General features: G+C 60.4%; 15 protein-coding genes. 8 read left to right on the top strand and 7 right to left on the bottom strand.

Annotated features, from left to right (window positions below; translation table 11 throughout):
- Window positions 1-19 precede the first annotated feature (19 nt).
- Window positions 20-727, top strand: a complete 708-nt coding sequence (locus tag AC6I79_RS13220; protein WP_021508489.1) for a Bax inhibitor-1/YccA family protein — start codon at window positions 20-22, stop codon at window positions 725-727.
- A 136-nt stretch (window positions 728-863) separates the two neighbouring features.
- Here AC6I79_RS13220 and AC6I79_RS13215 read toward each other — a convergent pair whose 3' ends face one another.
- From AC6I79_RS13215 to AC6I79_RS13205, 3 genes are read right to left on the bottom strand one after another with little or no spacing between them, the layout of a single operon-like run.
- Window positions 864-1,829 (bottom strand): lysylphosphatidylglycerol synthase domain-containing protein, encoded by a 966-nt coding sequence (locus AC6I79_RS13215; RefSeq protein WP_159378351.1) that lies wholly within the window; start codon window positions 1,827-1,829, stop codon window positions 864-866.
- A complete protein-coding gene (gene clsB, locus AC6I79_RS13210; RefSeq protein WP_159378350.1) occupies window positions 1,829-3,073 on the bottom strand; it encodes a cardiolipin synthase ClsB in 1,245 nt (414 codons plus the stop codon). Before clsB ends, AC6I79_RS13215 begins: the two co-directional genes overlap by 1 nt.
- Window positions 3,070-3,831: an endonuclease/exonuclease/phosphatase family protein gene (locus AC6I79_RS13205; RefSeq protein ID WP_498027329.1), complete on the bottom strand. Its 762-nt coding sequence runs from the start codon at window positions 3,829-3,831 to the stop codon at window positions 3,070-3,072. Before AC6I79_RS13205 ends, clsB begins: the two co-directional genes overlap by 4 nt.
- Window positions 3,832-4,007: 176 nt before the next feature.
- Here AC6I79_RS13205 and AC6I79_RS13200 point away from each other — a divergent pair, with 176 nt between their 5' ends.
- The 4 genes from AC6I79_RS13200 to AC6I79_RS13185 all read left to right on the top strand — a co-directional run bounded on the left by AC6I79_RS13200 (window position 4,008) and on the right by AC6I79_RS13185 (window position 8,387).
- Entirely contained in the window at window positions 4,008-4,400 is a 393-nt protein-coding gene (locus AC6I79_RS13200; protein WP_021508485.1) for a YbhQ family protein, read from the top strand.
- Between the two features lie 239 nt (window positions 4,401-4,639).
- Complete coding sequence (rhlE, locus tag AC6I79_RS13195) at window positions 4,640-6,046, top strand: ATP-dependent RNA helicase RhlE (RefSeq protein ID WP_021508484.1); 1,407 nt, start codon at window positions 4,640-4,642, stop codon at window positions 6,044-6,046.
- A gap of 4 nt (window positions 6,047-6,050) precedes the next feature.
- Window positions 6,051-7,013 (top strand): tRNA dihydrouridine(16) synthase DusC, encoded by a 963-nt coding sequence (dusC, locus tag AC6I79_RS13190; protein ID WP_159378349.1) that lies wholly within the window; start codon window positions 6,051-6,053, stop codon window positions 7,011-7,013.
- 174 nt (window positions 7,014-7,187) lie between these two features.
- Window positions 7,188-8,387: an MFS transporter gene (locus tag AC6I79_RS13185; RefSeq protein ID WP_159378348.1), complete on the top strand. Its 1,200-nt coding sequence runs from the start codon at window positions 7,188-7,190 to the stop codon at window positions 8,385-8,387.
- On the opposite strand, the gene AC6I79_RS13180 is transcribed toward AC6I79_RS13185, so the two are convergent.
- The gene (locus tag AC6I79_RS13180; RefSeq protein ID WP_159378347.1) at window positions 8,371-9,978 is read right to left on the bottom strand and encodes an inorganic phosphate transporter; all 1,608 of its coding nucleotides are present in this window, start codon (window positions 9,976-9,978) and stop codon (window positions 8,371-8,373) included. The genes AC6I79_RS13185 and AC6I79_RS13180 overlap by 17 nt on opposite strands.
- Window positions 9,979-10,144: 166 nt before the next feature.
- On the opposite strand from AC6I79_RS13180, the gene AC6I79_RS13175 reads away from it, so the two are divergent.
- Window positions 10,145-11,170, top strand: a complete 1,026-nt coding sequence (locus AC6I79_RS13175; protein ID WP_021508480.1) for a transporter — start codon at window positions 10,145-10,147, stop codon at window positions 11,168-11,170.
- Window positions 11,171-11,268: 98 nt separating this feature from the next.
- Here the strand turns inward: AC6I79_RS13175 and AC6I79_RS13170 are convergent, their stop codons facing one another.
- Both AC6I79_RS13170 and AC6I79_RS13165 read right to left on the bottom strand, forming a co-directional pair.
- Window positions 11,269-12,381 (bottom strand): L,D-transpeptidase family protein, encoded by a 1,113-nt coding sequence (locus AC6I79_RS13170; RefSeq protein ID WP_058757840.1) that lies wholly within the window; start codon window positions 12,379-12,381, stop codon window positions 11,269-11,271.
- Between the two features lie 199 nt (window positions 12,382-12,580).
- Window positions 12,581-14,395 carry a glycoside hydrolase family 15 protein gene (locus AC6I79_RS13165; protein ID WP_141496531.1) on the bottom strand — a complete coding sequence of 605 codons (1,815 nt, stop codon included), beginning with the start codon at window positions 14,393-14,395 and terminating at the stop codon, window positions 12,581-12,583.
- 118 nt (window positions 14,396-14,513) lie between these two features.
- On the opposite strand from AC6I79_RS13165, the gene AC6I79_RS13160 reads away from it, so the two are divergent.
- Window positions 14,514-15,293: an SDR family oxidoreductase gene (locus AC6I79_RS13160; protein ID WP_058757839.1), complete on the top strand. Its 780-nt coding sequence runs from the start codon at window positions 14,514-14,516 to the stop codon at window positions 15,291-15,293.
- Here the strand turns inward: AC6I79_RS13160 and AC6I79_RS13155 are convergent.
- Window positions 15,290-15,865 (bottom strand): DedA family protein, encoded by a 576-nt coding sequence (locus AC6I79_RS13155; protein WP_021508476.1) that lies wholly within the window; start codon window positions 15,863-15,865, stop codon window positions 15,290-15,292. The two genes, AC6I79_RS13160 and AC6I79_RS13155, sit on opposite strands and share 4 nt — an antisense overlap.
- A gap of 164 nt (window positions 15,866-16,029) precedes the next feature.
- Here AC6I79_RS13155 and AC6I79_RS13150 point away from each other — a divergent pair, with 164 nt between their 5' ends.
- Window positions 16,030-16,617, top strand: a complete 588-nt coding sequence (locus AC6I79_RS13150; protein ID WP_498027328.1) for a Yip1 family protein — start codon at window positions 16,030-16,032, stop codon at window positions 16,615-16,617.
- Window positions 16,618-16,756 lie beyond the last annotated feature (139 nt).

Here is a 16,756-nt window from a genome sequence, read left to right as displayed (position 1 = left end):
ACTTTTAAAGAGGTGCATCATGGATCGATATCCACGTAATGGTTCAATCGTGCAGCAGGCGTCGACCGGGCTGCAAACCTATATGGCGCAGGTGTATGGCTGGATGACCTGCGGCTTACTGCTGACGGCGTTTGTGTCGTGGTTTGCCGCGCGCACGCCTGCCGTCATGGAGCTGGTGTTTGCCAATCGCATCACCTTCTTCGGCCTGATTATCGCGCAGCTGGCGCTGGTATTCGTGCTTTCCGGCATGGTGCAGCGCATGAGCGGCGCCGTGGCGACCGGGCTGTTTATGCTCTATTCCGCGCTGACCGGGCTGACAATGGCGAGTATTTTCCTTGTTTATACCTACTCGTCGATCGCCAGTACCTTCTTCGTTACCGCGGGCATGTTTGGTGCCATGAGCTTTTACGGCTACACCACCAAACGCGACCTGAGCCGCTTCGGCAGCCTGCTGTTTATGGCGCTGATCGGCATTCTGCTGGCGTCGCTGGTGAACTTCTGGCTGAAAAGCCCGGCGCTGATGTGGGCGATTACCTATATCGGCGTGGTGGTGTTTGTGGGCCTGACGGCTTATGACACCCAGAAGCTGAAAGCCATCGGTGAGGGCATTGATGTTAACGATAAAGAGAATCTGCGCCGCTTCTCCATCATGGGCGCGCTGACGCTGTATCTCGATTTCATCAACCTGTTCCTGATGCTGCTGCGGATTTTCGGTAACCGTCGCTAAGAGTAACCAGCCATTAAGGCTGTGAAAATAATCGCGCCGCTACGGCGAGGTGAACGGTTTGTACTTATCAGCCCGTTTCACCTTGTCCGTAGCGGCGTTGTGTATTACGCGTTATTCAGCCTGCGCCCGGCACGCCTTATCGCGCCGCCATCTTGCGCTCATTCTTCTGCCGTAAATGCTTCGCGCGGCTCTCCAGCCACAGATACAGCACCAGCGCCAGCAGCAGCGGCAGAATAAAATAGAGCACGCGATAGGCCAGCAGCGCGGCGATGATCTCGCCATGCGAGGCATGCTGGCCGCTGAGCAGCGCGAGGAACACCGCTTCCAGCACGCCAATGCCCGCCGGAATATGAATAATCACCCCGGCAATACTGCTGATTAACAGCACGCCCAGCACGATGGGATAATCCACTTCACGCGCCAGCAGCAGCCAGATAATGGTGCCCATCACCATCCAGTTGGCGCAGGAAACGGCAAACTGAAACAGCGCCATGCGCAGCGAGGGCAGCTGCAGATGCTGGCCCTTCACCGTCCAGCGGCGCTTTTTGGCGAAAGCACAGGCCCACAGATAAACCACCACCATCGCCAGCAGTACCGCACCAATCACCCGTAGCGTGCCCTCGCCGATGAACCAGCCGGGCGGAATCGGCACCATGCCGGAGACAAACACTACGCCGCCAAGCAAAATGTAGCCCAGCCAGTTGGTGGCAATACTCAGTGAAAAGATGCGCGTGATGGTGCCGCCGGGCAGGCCGAGGCGCGAATAGAGGCGATAGCGCATCGCCACACCGCCCACCCAGGTGCTCAGCGTCAGGTTAAAGGCGTAACAGATGAATGACACCAGCATCACCTGACGTTTCGCCAGCTTATGCCCGCAGTAGGCGCGGCCAATCAAATCGTACAGACCGTAGGTGAGGTAGCTCACCACCACTAACGCGGCGGCGCTCAGCACCACGTAGCGGTTATAGCCGACGATGACCTTATACACGTCCTCCCAGTTCACCTTGCGTGCGTAAACCACCAGCAGCACGATCACCGCAATGAAGAACAGCCAGGTAAGAATTTTTTTCGCTAACTGCCAGCGCGGGTTCTTTTTGCTCATCAGGGTTTCGCTCCTTCGTTATCGGCTTCAACCCGGTCCTGGGTTTCCATTTCCGGCTGCACCGGCGGATCGACCTGAGACAAATGGGGCGTATGGGCAGGCAGCCAGCCGGCGATGGCCGGGAAATGGCGCAGGAAATGGAACACGACGACGCTTTTGGTCAGCTGCCACCAGGTGCGCGGCGGCAGCTTGTCTTCATCGACGCGCACGCAGTCCGCAGCCAGCAGCTGCTCAAGATTATCGCGCAGCGTCTGGTTGAAGGCGTGGTCGTGGATGATCAGGTTGGCTTCAAGATTCAGCGACAGGCTGAGCGGGTCGAGATTGCTGGAACCGACCGTTGACCACTGCTGATCCTGTACCGCCACTTTGCCATGCAGCGGGCGGCGGCAGTATTCGTACACTTCAACGCCAGCATCCACCAGATAGTTGTACAGCAGCTCGGCGCCGACTTTGACAATCGGCATGTCCGGTTCACCCTGCACAATCAGCCGCACGCGCACACCGCGCTGAGCCGCGCTGCGCATTTCCCGCAGCAGGCGATAGCCGGGGAAGAAGTAGGCGTTGGCGATAATCACATCCTGCTTCGCCTTGCGCAGCATATCGAGATAGTGCTGTTCGATGTCGTCGCGGTGCTCATCGTTATCGCGGTAGACAAACAGCACCTGCGCATCACCGGGCAGGGCGTTCACCACCAGGCGCTGGGAGCGCGCGCCCCACCAGCGGCGCGTCACCTGTTCGCTGCCGATCGCCTGCTGTACATAGCGCGCGATATCCAGCACCACCGGCCCTTTCACCTCGACGGCGTAATCCTGCTTGGCTTCCGGCCCGTAATCGGTGTTGTGCTCGGCGGAGAAATTGATACCGCCGACAAACGCAATCTCCTCATCAATCACCACGATTTTGCGATGCAGACGGCGGAACACGTTGGTGCGCATGCCCATCACCAGCGGGCGCGGATCGTAATAGATAAAGCGCACGCCTGCTTCGGTCAGGCTATTAATGTACTGGCTGGAAAGATCCGGCGAGCCGTAGCCATCCACCATTACTTCCACCTTAACACCGCGCTGCGCGGCGGCCAGCAGATCGCGGTGCAGCGCCTTACCAACCTCATCTTCAAACAGGATAAACGTCTCCAGCAGCAGCGTACGCTGGGCGCGCTGAATCGCGCCGGAGACGCGTGGAAAGAATTGATCGCCATTCTCCAGCAGCCGCAGCTGGTTACCTTCGCGCCAGCTGAAATTCATAGAAAGATCTCCACGGCCAGCGGGGCATGATCGGACAGATGTGACCAGGGTTTCACCGGCAGCGCCCACGGCTGGCTCACCGACGCATTACGGATATAGATGCGATCGAGACGCAGCAGCGGAAAGCGCGCCGGGAAGGTGCGCGCCGGGCGACCGTTTTTCATGCTAAACACCTCCTGCAGACCGGCTCCGCGCTGTAAAAATCGATTAGCGCGTACCTGCCAGTCATTAAAATCGCCGGCCACCACCAGGGGCGCATCCGGTGGCAGCGACTCAATCAGTTCACACATCATGCGCATCTGCGCCAGACGATGCTTCTCTTTCAGGCCGAGGTGCACGCACAACGTGTGAATCGGTTCCGGCCGATCCGGCAGGCTGATCTGGCAGTGCAACATGCCGCGTTTCTCACTGCCGGCGACAGAAATATCGCGGTTTTGGTATTCGGTGATCGGAAAGCGTGACAGTATCGCGTTGCCGTGATGGCCTTCGGGATAGACCGCGTTGCGGCCGTAAGCGAAATCGTGCCACATGGTGTCGGCAAGGTATTCGTAGTGCGAATTTTCCGGCCAGTTTTCAATGTGTGCGGAGTGGATGGCGTGCGTGCCCATCACCTCCTGTAAAAAGACGATATCCGCCGAGGTCGCGCACACGGCGTCGCGCAGTTCCGGCAGGATAAAGCGACGGTTAAAGCTGGTGAACCCCTTATGGGTATTGATCGTCAGGACTTTAAATGAAGATCCTTGCGTGTTTTGTGGCATACTGCGACGCGCTCCTTTTCATCATCAACAGAACAAAGTGTAGTCTTTGTCACAAATGGGTGGTGCTGGAGACAGAAAATTAGGGTGTTATCCGAAATTTGCTTTACATTGAGGAAATCCGTCTGGCTGCGGTCAGATACACTTGGGCGACCTGTTGGGTCTGCCAGGAGAAGAGAATGAAATGGTCTAATCGTGTTCAGATTGTTACCGGTCAAACCTGCCTGCATATTGCGACCCACCTGCTGGTGATCGCGGCACTGGTGTGGGGCTGGAAACATAAGGCACTGGTCGAAGTGAGCAGTACCCTGGTGGCAGCTTATGCGCTGGTGTTCATCACCATGCTGGCCCTGCAGCGTAGTGCCCGTTTGCGCCGCTTTGGTGACTCTCTGGAAGAAGTGACGACGACATACTACTTCGGCGCGGCGATGCTGACGCTGTTCCTGATTTCACGCTTCATCCACAACAATCTGCTGATTGGTTGTCTGGGCGTGGTAATGCTGGTGGGCCCGGCGCTGGTGTCGCTGCTGGCCAAAGAGCCACCGCAGCGCGTGCAGAAAAAACGCAGCTAAGCGGACGTGCCAGCAAGAAAAGAGGAGCCCACTGCGGCTCCTTTTTTATGCGCTACCGCGCAGCGGCCCATTACCCTCACGTTTTGCTGGTCGCGGTTCCTGCGGAAAGCTGCTACACTGCCGCTCTTACGCATGGTAGTTTGTGCCCTTTTCACACGCAGGCCTTGAGGCTGCGTCATATCCCCCCTGAAAACTACATCGCGCAGTGCGATCAGGGCGGTTCGGAGTAATACACCTGCATGTCTTTTGACTCTCTCGGCTTGAATGCCGATATTTTGCGTGCGGTAGCAGAACAGGGCTACCGTGAACCGACGCCGATCCAGCGTCAGGCGATTCCCGTGGTGCTGGCCGGTCGTGACCTGCTGGCGAGCGCCCAGACCGGCACGGGTAAAACCGCCGGTTTCACGCTGCCTCTGCTGCAGCGTCTGTCAGAAAAACCGGCAGCGGCGCGCGGTCGCCGTCCGGTACGTGCGCTGATCCTCACTCCAACCCGTGAACTGGCGGCGCAGGTTGGCGAAAACGTACGTGAATACAGCCAGTACCTCAACATGCGTTCGCTGGTGGTGTTCGGCGGCGTCAGCATTAATCCGCAGATGATGAAACTGCGCGGCGGCGTCGATGTACTGATCGCCACGCCGGGGCGTCTGCTCGATCTGGCGCACCAGAACGCGGTCGATCTGTCGCAGGTGGAAATCCTGGTGCTGGACGAAGCGGATCGCATGCTCGACATGGGCTTTATCCACGACATTCGCCGCGTGCTGGCAAAACTGCCGGCCAAACGGCAGAACCTGCTGTTCTCTGCCACCTTCTCGGACGAGATCAAAGCGCTGGCGGAAAAACTGCTCACTAACCCGGAACAGGTGGAAGTGGCACGCCGCAACACCGCTTCCGAGCAGGTGTCGCAGCAGGTGCATTTTGTCGATAAGAAGCGCAAACGGGAACTGCTGTCGCTGATGATTGGTCGCGACAACTGGCAGCAGGTGCTGGTGTTCACCCGCACCAAGCACGGTGCTAACCACCTAGCTGAGCAGCTCAACAAAGATGGCATCACTGCCGCCGCGATCCACGGCAACAAGAGCCAGGGCGCGCGTACCCGTGCGCTGGCCGACTTCAAAACCGGCGGCATTCGCGTGCTGGTGGCAACGGATATTGCCGCGCGCGGTCTGGATATCGAAGAGCTGCCGCATGTGGTCAACTACGAGCTGCCGAACGTGGCGGAAGATTACGTGCACCGCATCGGCCGTACCGGTCGTGCCGCGGCTACCGGTGCTGCGCTGTCGCTGGTGTGCGTGGACGAGCACAAGCTGCTGCGTGATATTGAGCGCCTGCTGAAGCGGGAAATTCCGCGCATTGCGCTGCCGGGCTTTGAGCCGGATCCGAGCATCAAGGCGGAGCCGATTCAGAATGGCCGTCAGCAGCAGCCACGCGGACGTGGCCAGGGCCGCGCGCCGGGGCAGGGTGCTGACGCACCGCGCAGCCGCAGCGGCGGCAATGGTCAGCGTGCCAGCGCCGGTAACGGCGGCGCGCGTCCACAGGGCGAGGCGCGTGCACCGCGTCGTCCGGGCAACAACGGCCCGGCGGCAGGCAACGCGGGTAAACCGGCGCGCTCACGTCGCCCGGCAGCGAAGAGCAACGGGAACGCGTAACGGTATGCGGGTTTTACTGGCGCCCATGGAAGGCGTACTGGATTCGCTGGTACGTGAACTGCTCTCCGGCGTGAATGACTATGACCTGTGCGTCACCGAGTTTTTACGCGTGGTCGATCAGCTGCTGCCGGTAAAATCCTTCTACCGTTTGTGCCCGGAGCTGCACCATCACAGCCGGACGCCCTCCGGCACGCGCGTGCGCATGCAGCTGCTGGGCCAGTATCCTGAATGGCTGGCAGAAAACGCCGCACGCGCGGTGGAGCTGGGCTCGTGGGGCGTTGACCTCAACTGCGGCTGCCCGTCGAAGCTGGTGAACGGCAGCGGCGGCGGTGCGACGCTGCTGAAAGATCCGGAGCTGATCTATCGCGGTGCCAGAGCGATGCGCGAGGCGGTGCCCGCTCATCTGCCGGTCACGGTGAAAGTGCGGCTCGGCTGGGATTCGGGCGCGCGGCGTTTCGAGATCGCCGATGCGGTGCAGCAGGCCGGTGCCAGCGAGCTGGTGGTGCATGGCCGGACCAAAGAGGACGGCTATCGTGCAGAGAGCATCAACTGGCAGGCGATTGGTGAGATTCGCCAGCGTCTGACAATTCCGGTGATCGCCAACGGCGAAATCTGGGACTGGCAGGATGCGCAGGATTGCCTGCGCATTACCGGCTGCGACGCGGTCATGCTCGGGCGCGGCGCGCTCAATGTGCCTAACCTGGGGCGCGTGGTGAAATACAACGAAGCCCCGATGCCGTGGTCGCAGGTGGTTGAGCTGCTGCTGCGCTACACCCAGCTGGAGAAGCAGGGTGATACCGGCAACTATCACGTTGCGCGCATCAAGCAGTGGCTGGGCTATCTGCGCAAAGCCTACCATGAGGCCGACGGCCTGTTCAGCGAGATCCGCACGCTGCGTGTCTCCGCCGAGATCGCCAGCGCCATCGAACGCCATGCCGCACGCATGGCCCAGGTGTCCTGCATCTGAACCTGAGCGGTGGTACCTGAACCGTCAGGTCCGCCGCTTTAACGGGCAAGCCAGCGATCACCCGGTGAAAGCGTGCGCTGCCGCCATGTTTTATAACAAAAAAAGCCGCGATCCTTAGTCTGCTAACCGGTATAGTGAACCTTCGCTTTCACCACGTTTCTGACGCCATCTTCCATGTCTGACGCCGCTGTACTGAGTAATGCTCAGTTAAATAAACGCATCCTCTCCGTCATCATTTTCACCTTCTTTTGCTACCTGTCCGTCGGGTTGCCGCTGGCGGTGCTGCCGGGGTTTGTGCATAACCAGCTGGGCTTCAGCTCGTTTATCGCCGGGCTGATCATCAGTCTGCAATATTTCGCTACGCTGCTCAGTCGCCCGCACTCTGGCCGGCTGGCCGATCGTTACGGCCCGAAACGCGTGGTGATGATGGGGCTGGTGTGCTGCGGCATGAGCGGCGTGCTGTCGATCATTGCCGCGCTGTGCAGCGGTGCGCCGCTGCTGAGCCTGACGCTGCTGGCGCTGGGGCGGCTGTTTCTCGGCGTCGGAGAAAGCTTCAGCAGTACCGGCTCGACGCTGTGGGGCATGAACATCGTTGGCCCGCGGCAAACTGCGCGGGTCATTTCGTGGAACGGCGTGGCGACTTACTTTGCCATGGCGATTGGTGCGCCGCTGGGCGTGCTGCTGAATCAGATTTTTGGCATCAGCGGCTTTGCCGGTCTGGTCGCGCTGATGGGGGCGATCGGCTTCTGGATGGCCTCCGGCAAGCCGGCGGTCAGCGTCAGCGCCGGCGTGCGCATTCCGTTTCATCGCGTGGTCAGCCGCGTCTGGCTGTTTGGCCTGGCGCTGGGATTTGGCACCATCGGCTTTGGCGTGATCTCCACCTTCATTACCCTTTATTTCGCCAGTCGCGACTGGAGCGGCGCGGCGTTCGCGCTGACGCTGTTCAGCCTCGGCTTCGTGCTGGTGCGGCTGGCGTGCGGGCGCTATATCACGCGCTTCGGCGGGCTGCAGGTCTCGCTGATCTCCTTCGTGCTGGAGGGCGCTGGTCTGCTGCTGATCTGGCAGGCGGACAGCAGCTGGCTGGTGGATATTGGCGCCTTCCTCACCGGCGGCGGTTTTTCGCTGGTGTTCCCGGCGCTGGGCGTGGAAGCGGTGAAGCGGGTACAGCAGCAGGATCAGGGATCGGCGCTCGGTACCTATTCGGCGTTTCTCGATTTGGGGCTGGGGTTGACCGGACCAGTGGCGGGGCTGTTAATCGGCCACTGGGGCATGCAGTCGGTGTATCTGGCGGCAGCACTGATGGTGCTGGGCGCGTTCCTGATTACGCTGCGCCTGCACCAGCAGTCTTCAGAGCCTATCAGGCCAGATGAATAAACAGCGCATACAGCAGCCCTGACAGCAGCACCGATACCGGCAGCGTCAGCACCCACGCCAGCGCCAGATTACGCAGGGTGGCGAGCTGCAGGCCGGATCGGTTGGCCGCCATGGTACCGGCCACGCCGGACGACAGCACATGGGTGGTCGACACCGGTAAACCAAAGGCATCGGCTGCGCCAATGGTGGCCATCGCCACCAGCTCCGCACTGGCACCCTGCGCATAGGTTAGATGGGTTTTGCCGATGCGCTCACCCACCGTAACCACAATCCGGCGCCAGCCGACCATGGTGCCGAGACCCAGCGCAATCGCCACCACCACTTTGACCCACATCGGGATAAAGCGCGTAGCCGCGTCCAGCTCGTGCTTCACCGCCGTCAGGTTGCGCGCCGTCTCTTCCGGCAGCGCGACGTTGGCCGATTGCAGATGCTTGATGGTCTCCGAGGCGAGATACATATCGTTGCGCGTGTTGGTGACTGCCTGCGCCGGAATATTTTCTACCGAACCGTACTGGCGAATCTGTTCGCCGATATCGCCGAGCATCATGCCGAGCGCCGGCAGCACCTGCGGCCGGTTCTGGCTGGTGCGTACATATTCCGTCAGCACCTCACGCGCTGCCGGCATCGCGGCGGGCGGTGGCTGCAGCGTCAGCAACTGCTGTTCGGTCACCTGGGTTAACGCCGCCACGCGCGGAATTTGCTCCGGCGGCAGCGAGCGGTTGAGCGCATAGGCGATCGGCATGGTGCCAACCAGGATCAGCATAATCAGCCCCATGCCTTTCTGACCGTCGTTCGAGCCGTGGGCAAACGAAACGCCGGTACAGGTGAGGATCAGCAGGCCACGAATCCACGCTGGCGGCGGCTGATTGCCTTCCGGCGCCTGATACAACAGGCGATTGCGTACCAATGCCTTCATGGCCAGCAGCAGCACGGCGGCGCAGATGAAGCCAATCACCGGCGACAGCAGCAGGGCGTAACCGACTTTAACCGCCTGATCCCAGTCGACGCCGCTGGTGCCGCTGCGGCCGTGCAGCAGCGCATTCGCCACGCCCACGCCGATAATCGAGCCGATCAGCGTGTGCGAAGAGGAAGAGGGCAGGCCGAAATACCAGGTGCCAAGGTTCCAGACAATCGCCGAGCACAGCAGCGCATACACCATAGCAAAGCCGTGACCGCTGCCCGCCTGCAGAATCAGCTCCACCGGCAGCAGCGAAATAATGCCAAACGCCACCACGCCGCTGGAGAGCAGTACACCAAGGAAATTACACAAGCCGGACCAGACCACCGCCACGCCCGGCGACAGCGAGTGAGTGTAGATCACCGTGGCGACGGCGTTGGCGGTATCGTGAAAGCCGTTAACAAACTCAAAGCCGAGCGCAATCAGCAGCGCCACGCCGAGCAGCAGGAACGGCGTATAGCTGGTGACGACCGCGCCGGTCTCTTCCACGTCGTTGAACAGATTGATACCGGTGAACACCAGCCCGGCCACCAGCAGCAGCAGAAACAGCACGCGCGACGCGCGACCGCTGCGCGGGTGCAGATTGGGCCGTCCGCGGTCGGACGATGATGCAGGGAAACTGTTTTCAGCCATAACACACCCCCCGGGGTGAATTAACGATGCACGAACGGCATCCGTTAACTGCAGTGTGATACGGGTTTTGTATGACAGAATGATGATGCCAGCGCGGGCTGTCATCATGCTGTAACAGACCTGTCGCAGGCTGTGGATCTGACCGCTCTGGGATCTTCACGCCGCTATGCTCCAGCCTGTTCTGCCGCTTGCCTCGCTGCCCGACTTCAACAACGAAGTCGCCGGACTGATTCACGGTTACCTGTTCAACCCGGATGCGCCGCCACAGCGGCTCAACGCGCGCGAGGCCGCGCAGCTGGCGCGGCACACCTTACCCGACGGCTGCTTTCTCTGGCTGCACATTAACCTGAATCATGCCCGCGCCGAGCGCTGGGTTCAGGACCATTTCAGCGTAGATGACGATTTTTTCGATGAGATTCATTCGGCCTCGCCACGCACCCGGCTGGCGCAGCAAAACGATGCGCTGCTGGCGGTGCTGAATGACGTCACCTTCAGTAAAGAGGAGCGCAGCACGCAAAATGCGACGCTGTGGATCTGGTGCCGGCCGCAGGTGATGGTCAGCGCGCGCTATCGCCCGGTTGGCATGATTGAGCGTATGCATCAGCAGATTGATCGGCTGTGCTTCAGCGCGCCGGATGCGATGCTGCTGTGGCTGCTCGGCGAACAGGAAGCGCAGCTGGAGCAGGTGGTGCGGCGCTCCAGCCAGGCGGTGGATGCGATAGAAGAGCGGCTGCTGAGCGCGGCGATCAAAGCCAACCGCAGCGAGCTGGGCCATCTGCGCCGCATGCTGCTGCGCGTCCAGCGGCTGCTGGCGCCGGAGCCGGCCGCGCTGTTTCGCCTGCTTAACCGGCCGCCAAACTGGCTCAACCGGGAGCCGCTCAGTGAGCTGCGGATTTTCACCGAGGAGTTCAGCGTAGCGCTTAACGATCTTGCCAGCCTGATGGAGCGCATTCGCCTGCTGCAGGAGGAGATCGCTGCCCGCCTGATGGAGCAGAGCAACCGAACGCTGTTTTTGCTCACCTCAATCACCGTGCTGGCGCTGCCCATCAATATCGTAGCCGGTTTTTTTGGCATGAACGTGGGCGGCATTCCGCTGGCGAACAATCCGCACGGCTTTCTGCTGTTAGTGCTGGTGGTGCTGGTGTTTACTCTGGTGGCGGGCTGGCTGGCGTTACGCCGACCACACGATTGAGCGCGCAACTGCACCGCGACACAATCGCACAATGATCCCGGCGATCGGGCAATAAAAAAGCCAGCCCTGCGGCTGGCTTGATCATCGACAGCGAACCCTTACAGGCTGTTGCCGTTGCTGGCAGGCTGTGCCGGCGCGGCCTGCTCAACCGGAGCGGCTTCAGCGGGCTGCTGCACATCGGCCTGCGGCGCGACGGCGGTGGCACCCTGCGGCGTCATCGGCTCTTCTTTCGGCATCGCGTCAGAAGACTCTTGTACCATCACCGGCGCAGGCTGGGCTTCGCCCGGCTGACCGTTGATTTTGGTCGGCATACCGGTACGTGCCTGGATGGCGTTGTTCACGGCATCCTGATTGGTGCTGGCATCGGCCACCACTTTGGTCACAGCGGACGTCAGGCTGATTGGCACCAGTTCACGTGAGTTGAACTGCTCTTCGGTGGTCGACAGCGGGTTGTGAACCTCGATGTAGCGCGAACCGTCTGGCTCAACGGTGGCTTTTACCGGCTGGTCAATGAACTGGACGCGCGTACCTACTGGCACGTTGTCGAACAGCCATTTGATGTCGTCTGCACGCAGACGCACGCAGCCGTGGCTCACGCGCAGGCCGATACCAAAGTTGGCGTTGGTGCCGTGAATCGCATACAGACGACCAATGTATAGCGCGTACAGGCCCATCGGGTTATCCGGACCTGCCGGGAACACGGCCGGGATGCTCTCGCCGCGCGCCGCGTACTCTGCGTGCATCGCTTTGGTTGGCGTCCAGGTTGGGCCATTCTTCTTGCGCTCAACCGCGGTGGTCCAGTTAACCGGCGTATCTTTACCCAGCTCGCCGATACCGATCGGCAGCACCACGACAGTCTTAGTGCCTTTCGGGTAGTAATAGAGACGCATCTCGGCGCTGTTGATCACGATGCCTTCACGCGGTGCGTCAGGCAGAATCAGTTGCTGCGGGATCACCATTTTAGTGCCTGCTTTCGGCAGGTAAACGTCCACGCCCGGATTGGCTTCCAGCATGTTGCTGAGGCCCATCTGGTACTGCGCCGCAAACGCTTCCAGCGGCAGTTTGCTGTCGTCTGGCACGGTGATTTCAATATTTTCGCCAATCAGGCGGCTATTCGCTGGAGGCAGCGGATAGACGACTGCAAAGGCCGACTGGCTGAACGCCGCCAGTACGAGGGCGAGTGAAGCGAACGCGCGAATGCTTTTTTTCATGTTTTTACAAGTCGTTATGGCCATTTTCATGGCTTGTCAGTGTGTCGAACCCATCAGGGTCAGAATAACCCGCTGCGCATTATATGTGCATAGGCGCAATGATGGGAATCAGGATTTTCGCTGGTTGAAGATACTTTACGCAAAACGCCACGTTTCACAGACTATTCTCTTTGCCACGCCGCCCAAAATGTGAATTTTCTTACGGTTGCCACAGCGTCACTTCGCCGCTCAGTTTACGGTTGAGGAAAAACGCGGCACTGATCAACGCCAGATGGGTCAGCGCCTGCGGCATGTTGCCCAGCGCGTTGCCGTGCGAGGTAAACTCCTCGGCGTACAATCCCAGCGGATTGGCGTAGCTCAGCAGCTTTTCAAACTCGAAATGCGCCTCGTGCACCCGCCCGGCGCGCGCCAGACACTCCACATACCAGAACGAACAGGCGGCAAACGCACCCTCGCCACCGGTCAGCGCATCGGCGGGCGTCTCACTGATGTTATAACGCCGCACTAAACCGTCGCTCACCAGATGGGTTTTAATCGCATCCAGCGTGGCGATCCACTCCGGATCGGTCGAGCTGACAAAGCGCACCAGCGGCATCAGCAGCATCGACGCATCCAGGTATTTACCGCCGCGCGTGGCGGTGAAGTGGCCGAGTTCGTCGTTCCAGAAGTTCTGCCAGATGTCGTCGCGGATCTCGCTGCGCACCCGATCCCAGCGATCGTACGGCATCGGCAGCGAACGCTTCATGCCCAGCCGCAGCGCGCGGTCCAGCGCCACCCAGCACATCAGGCGCGAATGCAGAAAGTGCTCCGGCTCGCCGCGCATCTCCCAGATACCGGCGTCCGGCTGGTTCCAGTTAACGCAGACGTAGTCAATCATGCTGGACACATGGCGCCAGCCGCGCTGCGAGATGGCTTCGCCGTATTTGTTGGCAAGGTAGACCGCATCCATCAGCTCGCCATAAATATCCAGCTGCGTCTGGCGCCAGGCATCATTGCCGATACGCACCGGGCGCGAGTTGGCGTAACCGGAGAGGTTGAGCAGTTCGGTTTCGTGCAGCTCGGTGCCGCTGTCGAGACGGTACATCACCTGCAAATGCGGCGTATCGTCGTGGCTGTGCTCAACGCAGCGGCCGACCCAGTGGGTAAAGTCACGCGCTTCTTCCACATAGCCGAGCCGCATCAGCGCGTACATGCTGAACGAGGCATCGCGAATCCACGAGGCGCGGTAATCCCAGTTACGCTCGCCGCCCAGCTCTTCCGGCAGGCCAAAGGTGGCGGCAGCCGCAATTGAGCCGTGCTGGTGTGAGGTGAGCAGCTTGAGCGCCAGCGCCGAGCGCGTCACCATCTCGCGCCAGCGGCCGCGATAAGAGCTGTGGCTGCTCCAGCGCCGCCAGTAATCCACGGTATCGCGAAAGCAGCGCTCGGTCGCGATATGCTGCACCTGCGGATCGTCATCGTTGCCAAACACAAATTCAGCGTGCTCTCCGGCCTGCAGGGTAAACTGCGCCACCGCGCTGTCCGGTTCGCGCGTCATCACCACCGTGGCGCTCAGGCGCAGCGACGGCTGGCCTTCGGCGACAAAGGCGATACCGCCGGGGCGCGTCTCCGTGTGCGTTTCGGCACGTGCATAGTCGTGGCGCGGCGCGCAGCGCAGATCAAAGGTGGCGGTGCCGCGGATCATTTTTACCCGCCGCACCAGGCGCGGCACTTTGCTGCGCTCATCGCAGATCGGCATGTAATCAGTGATTTCCGCCACGCCGGCCTCGTCAAGCCAGCGGGTTTGCAGAATGTTGGTATCGGGCAGGTAGAGCTGCTGCTGGCGCGCGTTTTGCCACTGCGGTGCCAGCGAAAACAGGCCGGCTTCGTCGCTGTCGAGCAGGGCGGCAAACACGGAGGGGCTGTCGAGTTCGGGCCAGCAGAGATAATCAATGGTGCCGTCGTTCGCGATCAGGGCACAGGTGCGTAAATCACCGATGACGCCGTGGTCGTCAATTCTGCGTTTAATCTTGCTCATCCTGCCTCCTGAACGCTATCCGATTGTTAACTATAGACGAAACGGCAGAATCGGCTGCGACGTGGCACAGAACGATAACTTCTATACTGTGGAGACACCCATCAGGCAGGAGAACGTTATGACACTGGGCAAACAGAAAGTCGCCGTAGTGACCGCTTCAGATTCGGGGATTGGACGCAGCTGCGCCGTGATGCTGGCCGAGGCCGGCTACACTGTCGGCATTACCTGGCGCTCGGATGAAGAGGGCGCGCAGGAGACCGCGCGGCTGGTGGAGAGTAAAGGCCAGCTGGCCCAGGTGCGGCAGCTCGATCTGTCCGATCCGCAGGCTGGCGGGCAGCAGCTGGCGCAGCTGATCAATTCGCTGGGGCGCATTGATGTGCTGGTGAACAATGCCGGCGTGATGACCAAAGCCGATTTCCTTGATGTGACCTTTGAGGACTGGCGCAAAGTCTTTACCGTTGACGTAGACGGCGCCTTTGTCTGCGGACAGATTGCCGCGCGTCATATGGTGGATCAGGGCGACGGCGGGCGCATCATCAACATCACCTCGGTGCATGAGCATACGCCGCTGCCGGATGCCGCTGCCTATACCGCAGCCAAACATGCGCTTGGCGGGCTGACCAAATCGATGGCGCTGAGCCTGCTGCCGCATCACATTCTGGTGAATGCCGTGGCGCCGGGCGCCATCGCTACGCCGATGAACGACATGAGCAACAGCGAGGCGCACAGCCGGCGCATGCCGGAAATCCCGATTGGCCGCCCTGGCGATACGCGCGAAATCGCCAGTCTGGTGGCGTGGCTGTGCTCGGAATGGGCCACTTACACCACCGGGCAGTCATTCGTGGTCGACGGCGGCTTCATGCTGGCCAACCCGCAGTTCAAGGGTTACCACAGTTAACCGGCGCGGCGGCGGTTCCAGCGGCGAATCACAAAGCGCAGCACGATGCCGAACACAATTGCCGCCGCCAGCCAGATGAAGTGCTTGAGGTGCTGATCAAGCTTGTGCAGCCACGGCGTGATGATTTCACCGGCGAAGTAGCCGAGGGTGACAAAAATCAGCGCCCACAGCGCGGCGCCAATGACGTTAAGCACGAAAAAGCGCAGCGGCTTAAGACGGCTGGTGCCAATAATAATCGGTCCAATCAGGCGAAAGCCGTACATGAAGCGCACGCCAATCACAAACAGGCTGGGGTGCTTCTGAATCAGCCGGTTAGCTTTTTTAATGGTGTCCTGATGTTTGCGGAAGCGCCGCAGAATGCGCGTGCCATAGCGGCGGCCAAGCCAGAACAGCAGCTGATCGCCAATAATGCCGCCGCCCATCGCCGCCAGCACCACGCCGCTGAAGTGCAGCAGGCCTTCGTGCGCCGCGACGCCGCCCAGCAGGGTAAAGGTTTCCCCTTCGGCAATGCAGCCAATCAGCAGCGCCAGGTAACCGTACTGGGTGATTAATCCATTGATATCGATGTGCAATTGCTCCTCCCTGGGTAAGCGATACAGCTAACAGTCTAGCTGGCTGCGGCTTTTTTTGTGCCGCTGGCCGCAAAAACAGCCGCGCCGATTATACTTGAACTGAAGCTGCCTGCATTGGACAGCCTGATCGCTGGGGCAGCCCGTCGCATCAGAGGAGTGATTGTATGAATCATGTCTGGGGTCTTCTGGCGCATCCCAATCAGGAGATGCGTGATATCAAGCAGGAAAACGAGAGCGTTTCGCACCACTACACCCATCACGTTCTGCTGATGGCGGCGATCCCGGTGATCTGCGCCTTTATCGGCACCACGCAATTGGGCTGGAATCTGGGCGAAGGGCAGTTCGTGCAACTCAACATGCTGACCGGTATTGGTCTTGGCATTCTGTTTTACCTGATCATCTTAGGCGGTGTGGCGGTGATGGGCCGCGTCATTCACTGGATGGCGCGCGACTATCCGCAGCGTCCCACCATCCAGCGCTGTACCGTGTTTGCCGGCTATGTGGCGACGCCGCTGTTTATCAGCGGGCTGGTGGCGCTCTATCCGCTGGTGTGGCTATGCGTGCTGGCCGGTGCGTTAGCGCTGATGTACACCGGCTATCTGCTGTACGTCGGCATCCCGGTATTCCTCAACATTGACCGTGAAGAGAGCCTGCGCTTCTCCGGCTCGACGCTGGCGATTGGTGTGCTGGTGTTCGAGGTGCTGCTGGCGCTGACGGTGATTCTGTGGGGTTACGGACCACGCTTGTTCTGACCGTGAGAGGGGTCAGGTCGTCAGCCATGGCGACCTGACTGATCCCGCTGCGCCTGACAGCGTTTGTTATGCCCGCCTTTTTTAACGCCCGGAAACAATCTCCCTAAGAAATTTCGCAGACGAGCGCGTATGATAGCGC

It is taken from the genome of gamma proteobacterium symbiont of Scutellera amethystina (assembly GCF_059730845.1).
This window is presented reverse-complemented; position numbering and strand designations above follow the sequence as displayed.

What these genes read in the sequence shown, in the direction of transcription:
- AC6I79_RS13220 (WP_021508489.1), top strand. Translation starts at nt 20, where the DNA reads ATGGATCGATATCCACGTAATGGTTCAATCGTGCAGCAGGCGTCGACC.
- AC6I79_RS13215 (WP_159378351.1), bottom strand. Translation starts at nt 1,829, where the DNA reads ATGAGCAAAAAGAACCCGCGCTGGCAGTTAGCGAAAAAAATTCTTACC.
- clsB (WP_159378350.1), bottom strand. Translation starts at nt 3,073, where the DNA reads ATGAATTTCAGCTGGCGCGAAGGTAACCAGCTGCGGCTGCTGGAGAAT.
- AC6I79_RS13205 (WP_498027329.1), bottom strand. Translation starts at nt 3,831, where the DNA reads ATGCCACAAAACACGCAAGGATCTTCATTTAAAGTCCTGACGATCAAT.
- AC6I79_RS13200 (WP_021508485.1), top strand. Translation starts at nt 4,008, where the DNA reads ATGAAATGGTCTAATCGTGTTCAGATTGTTACCGGTCAAACCTGCCTG.
- rhlE (WP_021508484.1), top strand. Translation starts at nt 4,640, where the DNA reads ATGTCTTTTGACTCTCTCGGCTTGAATGCCGATATTTTGCGTGCGGTA.
- dusC (WP_159378349.1), top strand. Translation starts at nt 6,051, where the DNA reads ATGCGGGTTTTACTGGCGCCCATGGAAGGCGTACTGGATTCGCTGGTA.
- AC6I79_RS13185 (WP_159378348.1), top strand. Translation starts at nt 7,188, where the DNA reads ATGTCTGACGCCGCTGTACTGAGTAATGCTCAGTTAAATAAACGCATC.
- AC6I79_RS13180 (WP_159378347.1), bottom strand. Translation starts at nt 9,978, where the DNA reads ATGGCTGAAAACAGTTTCCCTGCATCATCGTCCGACCGCGGACGGCCC.
- AC6I79_RS13175 (WP_021508480.1), top strand. Translation starts at nt 10,145, where the DNA reads ATGCTCCAGCCTGTTCTGCCGCTTGCCTCGCTGCCCGACTTCAACAAC.
- AC6I79_RS13170 (WP_058757840.1), bottom strand. Translation starts at nt 12,381, where the DNA reads ATGAAAAAAAGCATTCGCGCGTTCGCTTCACTCGCCCTCGTACTGGCG.
- AC6I79_RS13165 (WP_141496531.1), bottom strand. Translation starts at nt 14,395, where the DNA reads ATGAGCAAGATTAAACGCAGAATTGACGACCACGGCGTCATCGGTGAT.
- AC6I79_RS13160 (WP_058757839.1), top strand. Translation starts at nt 14,514, where the DNA reads ATGACACTGGGCAAACAGAAAGTCGCCGTAGTGACCGCTTCAGATTCG.
- AC6I79_RS13150 (WP_498027328.1), top strand. Translation starts at nt 16,030, where the DNA reads ATGAATCATGTCTGGGGTCTTCTGGCGCATCCCAATCAGGAGATGCGT.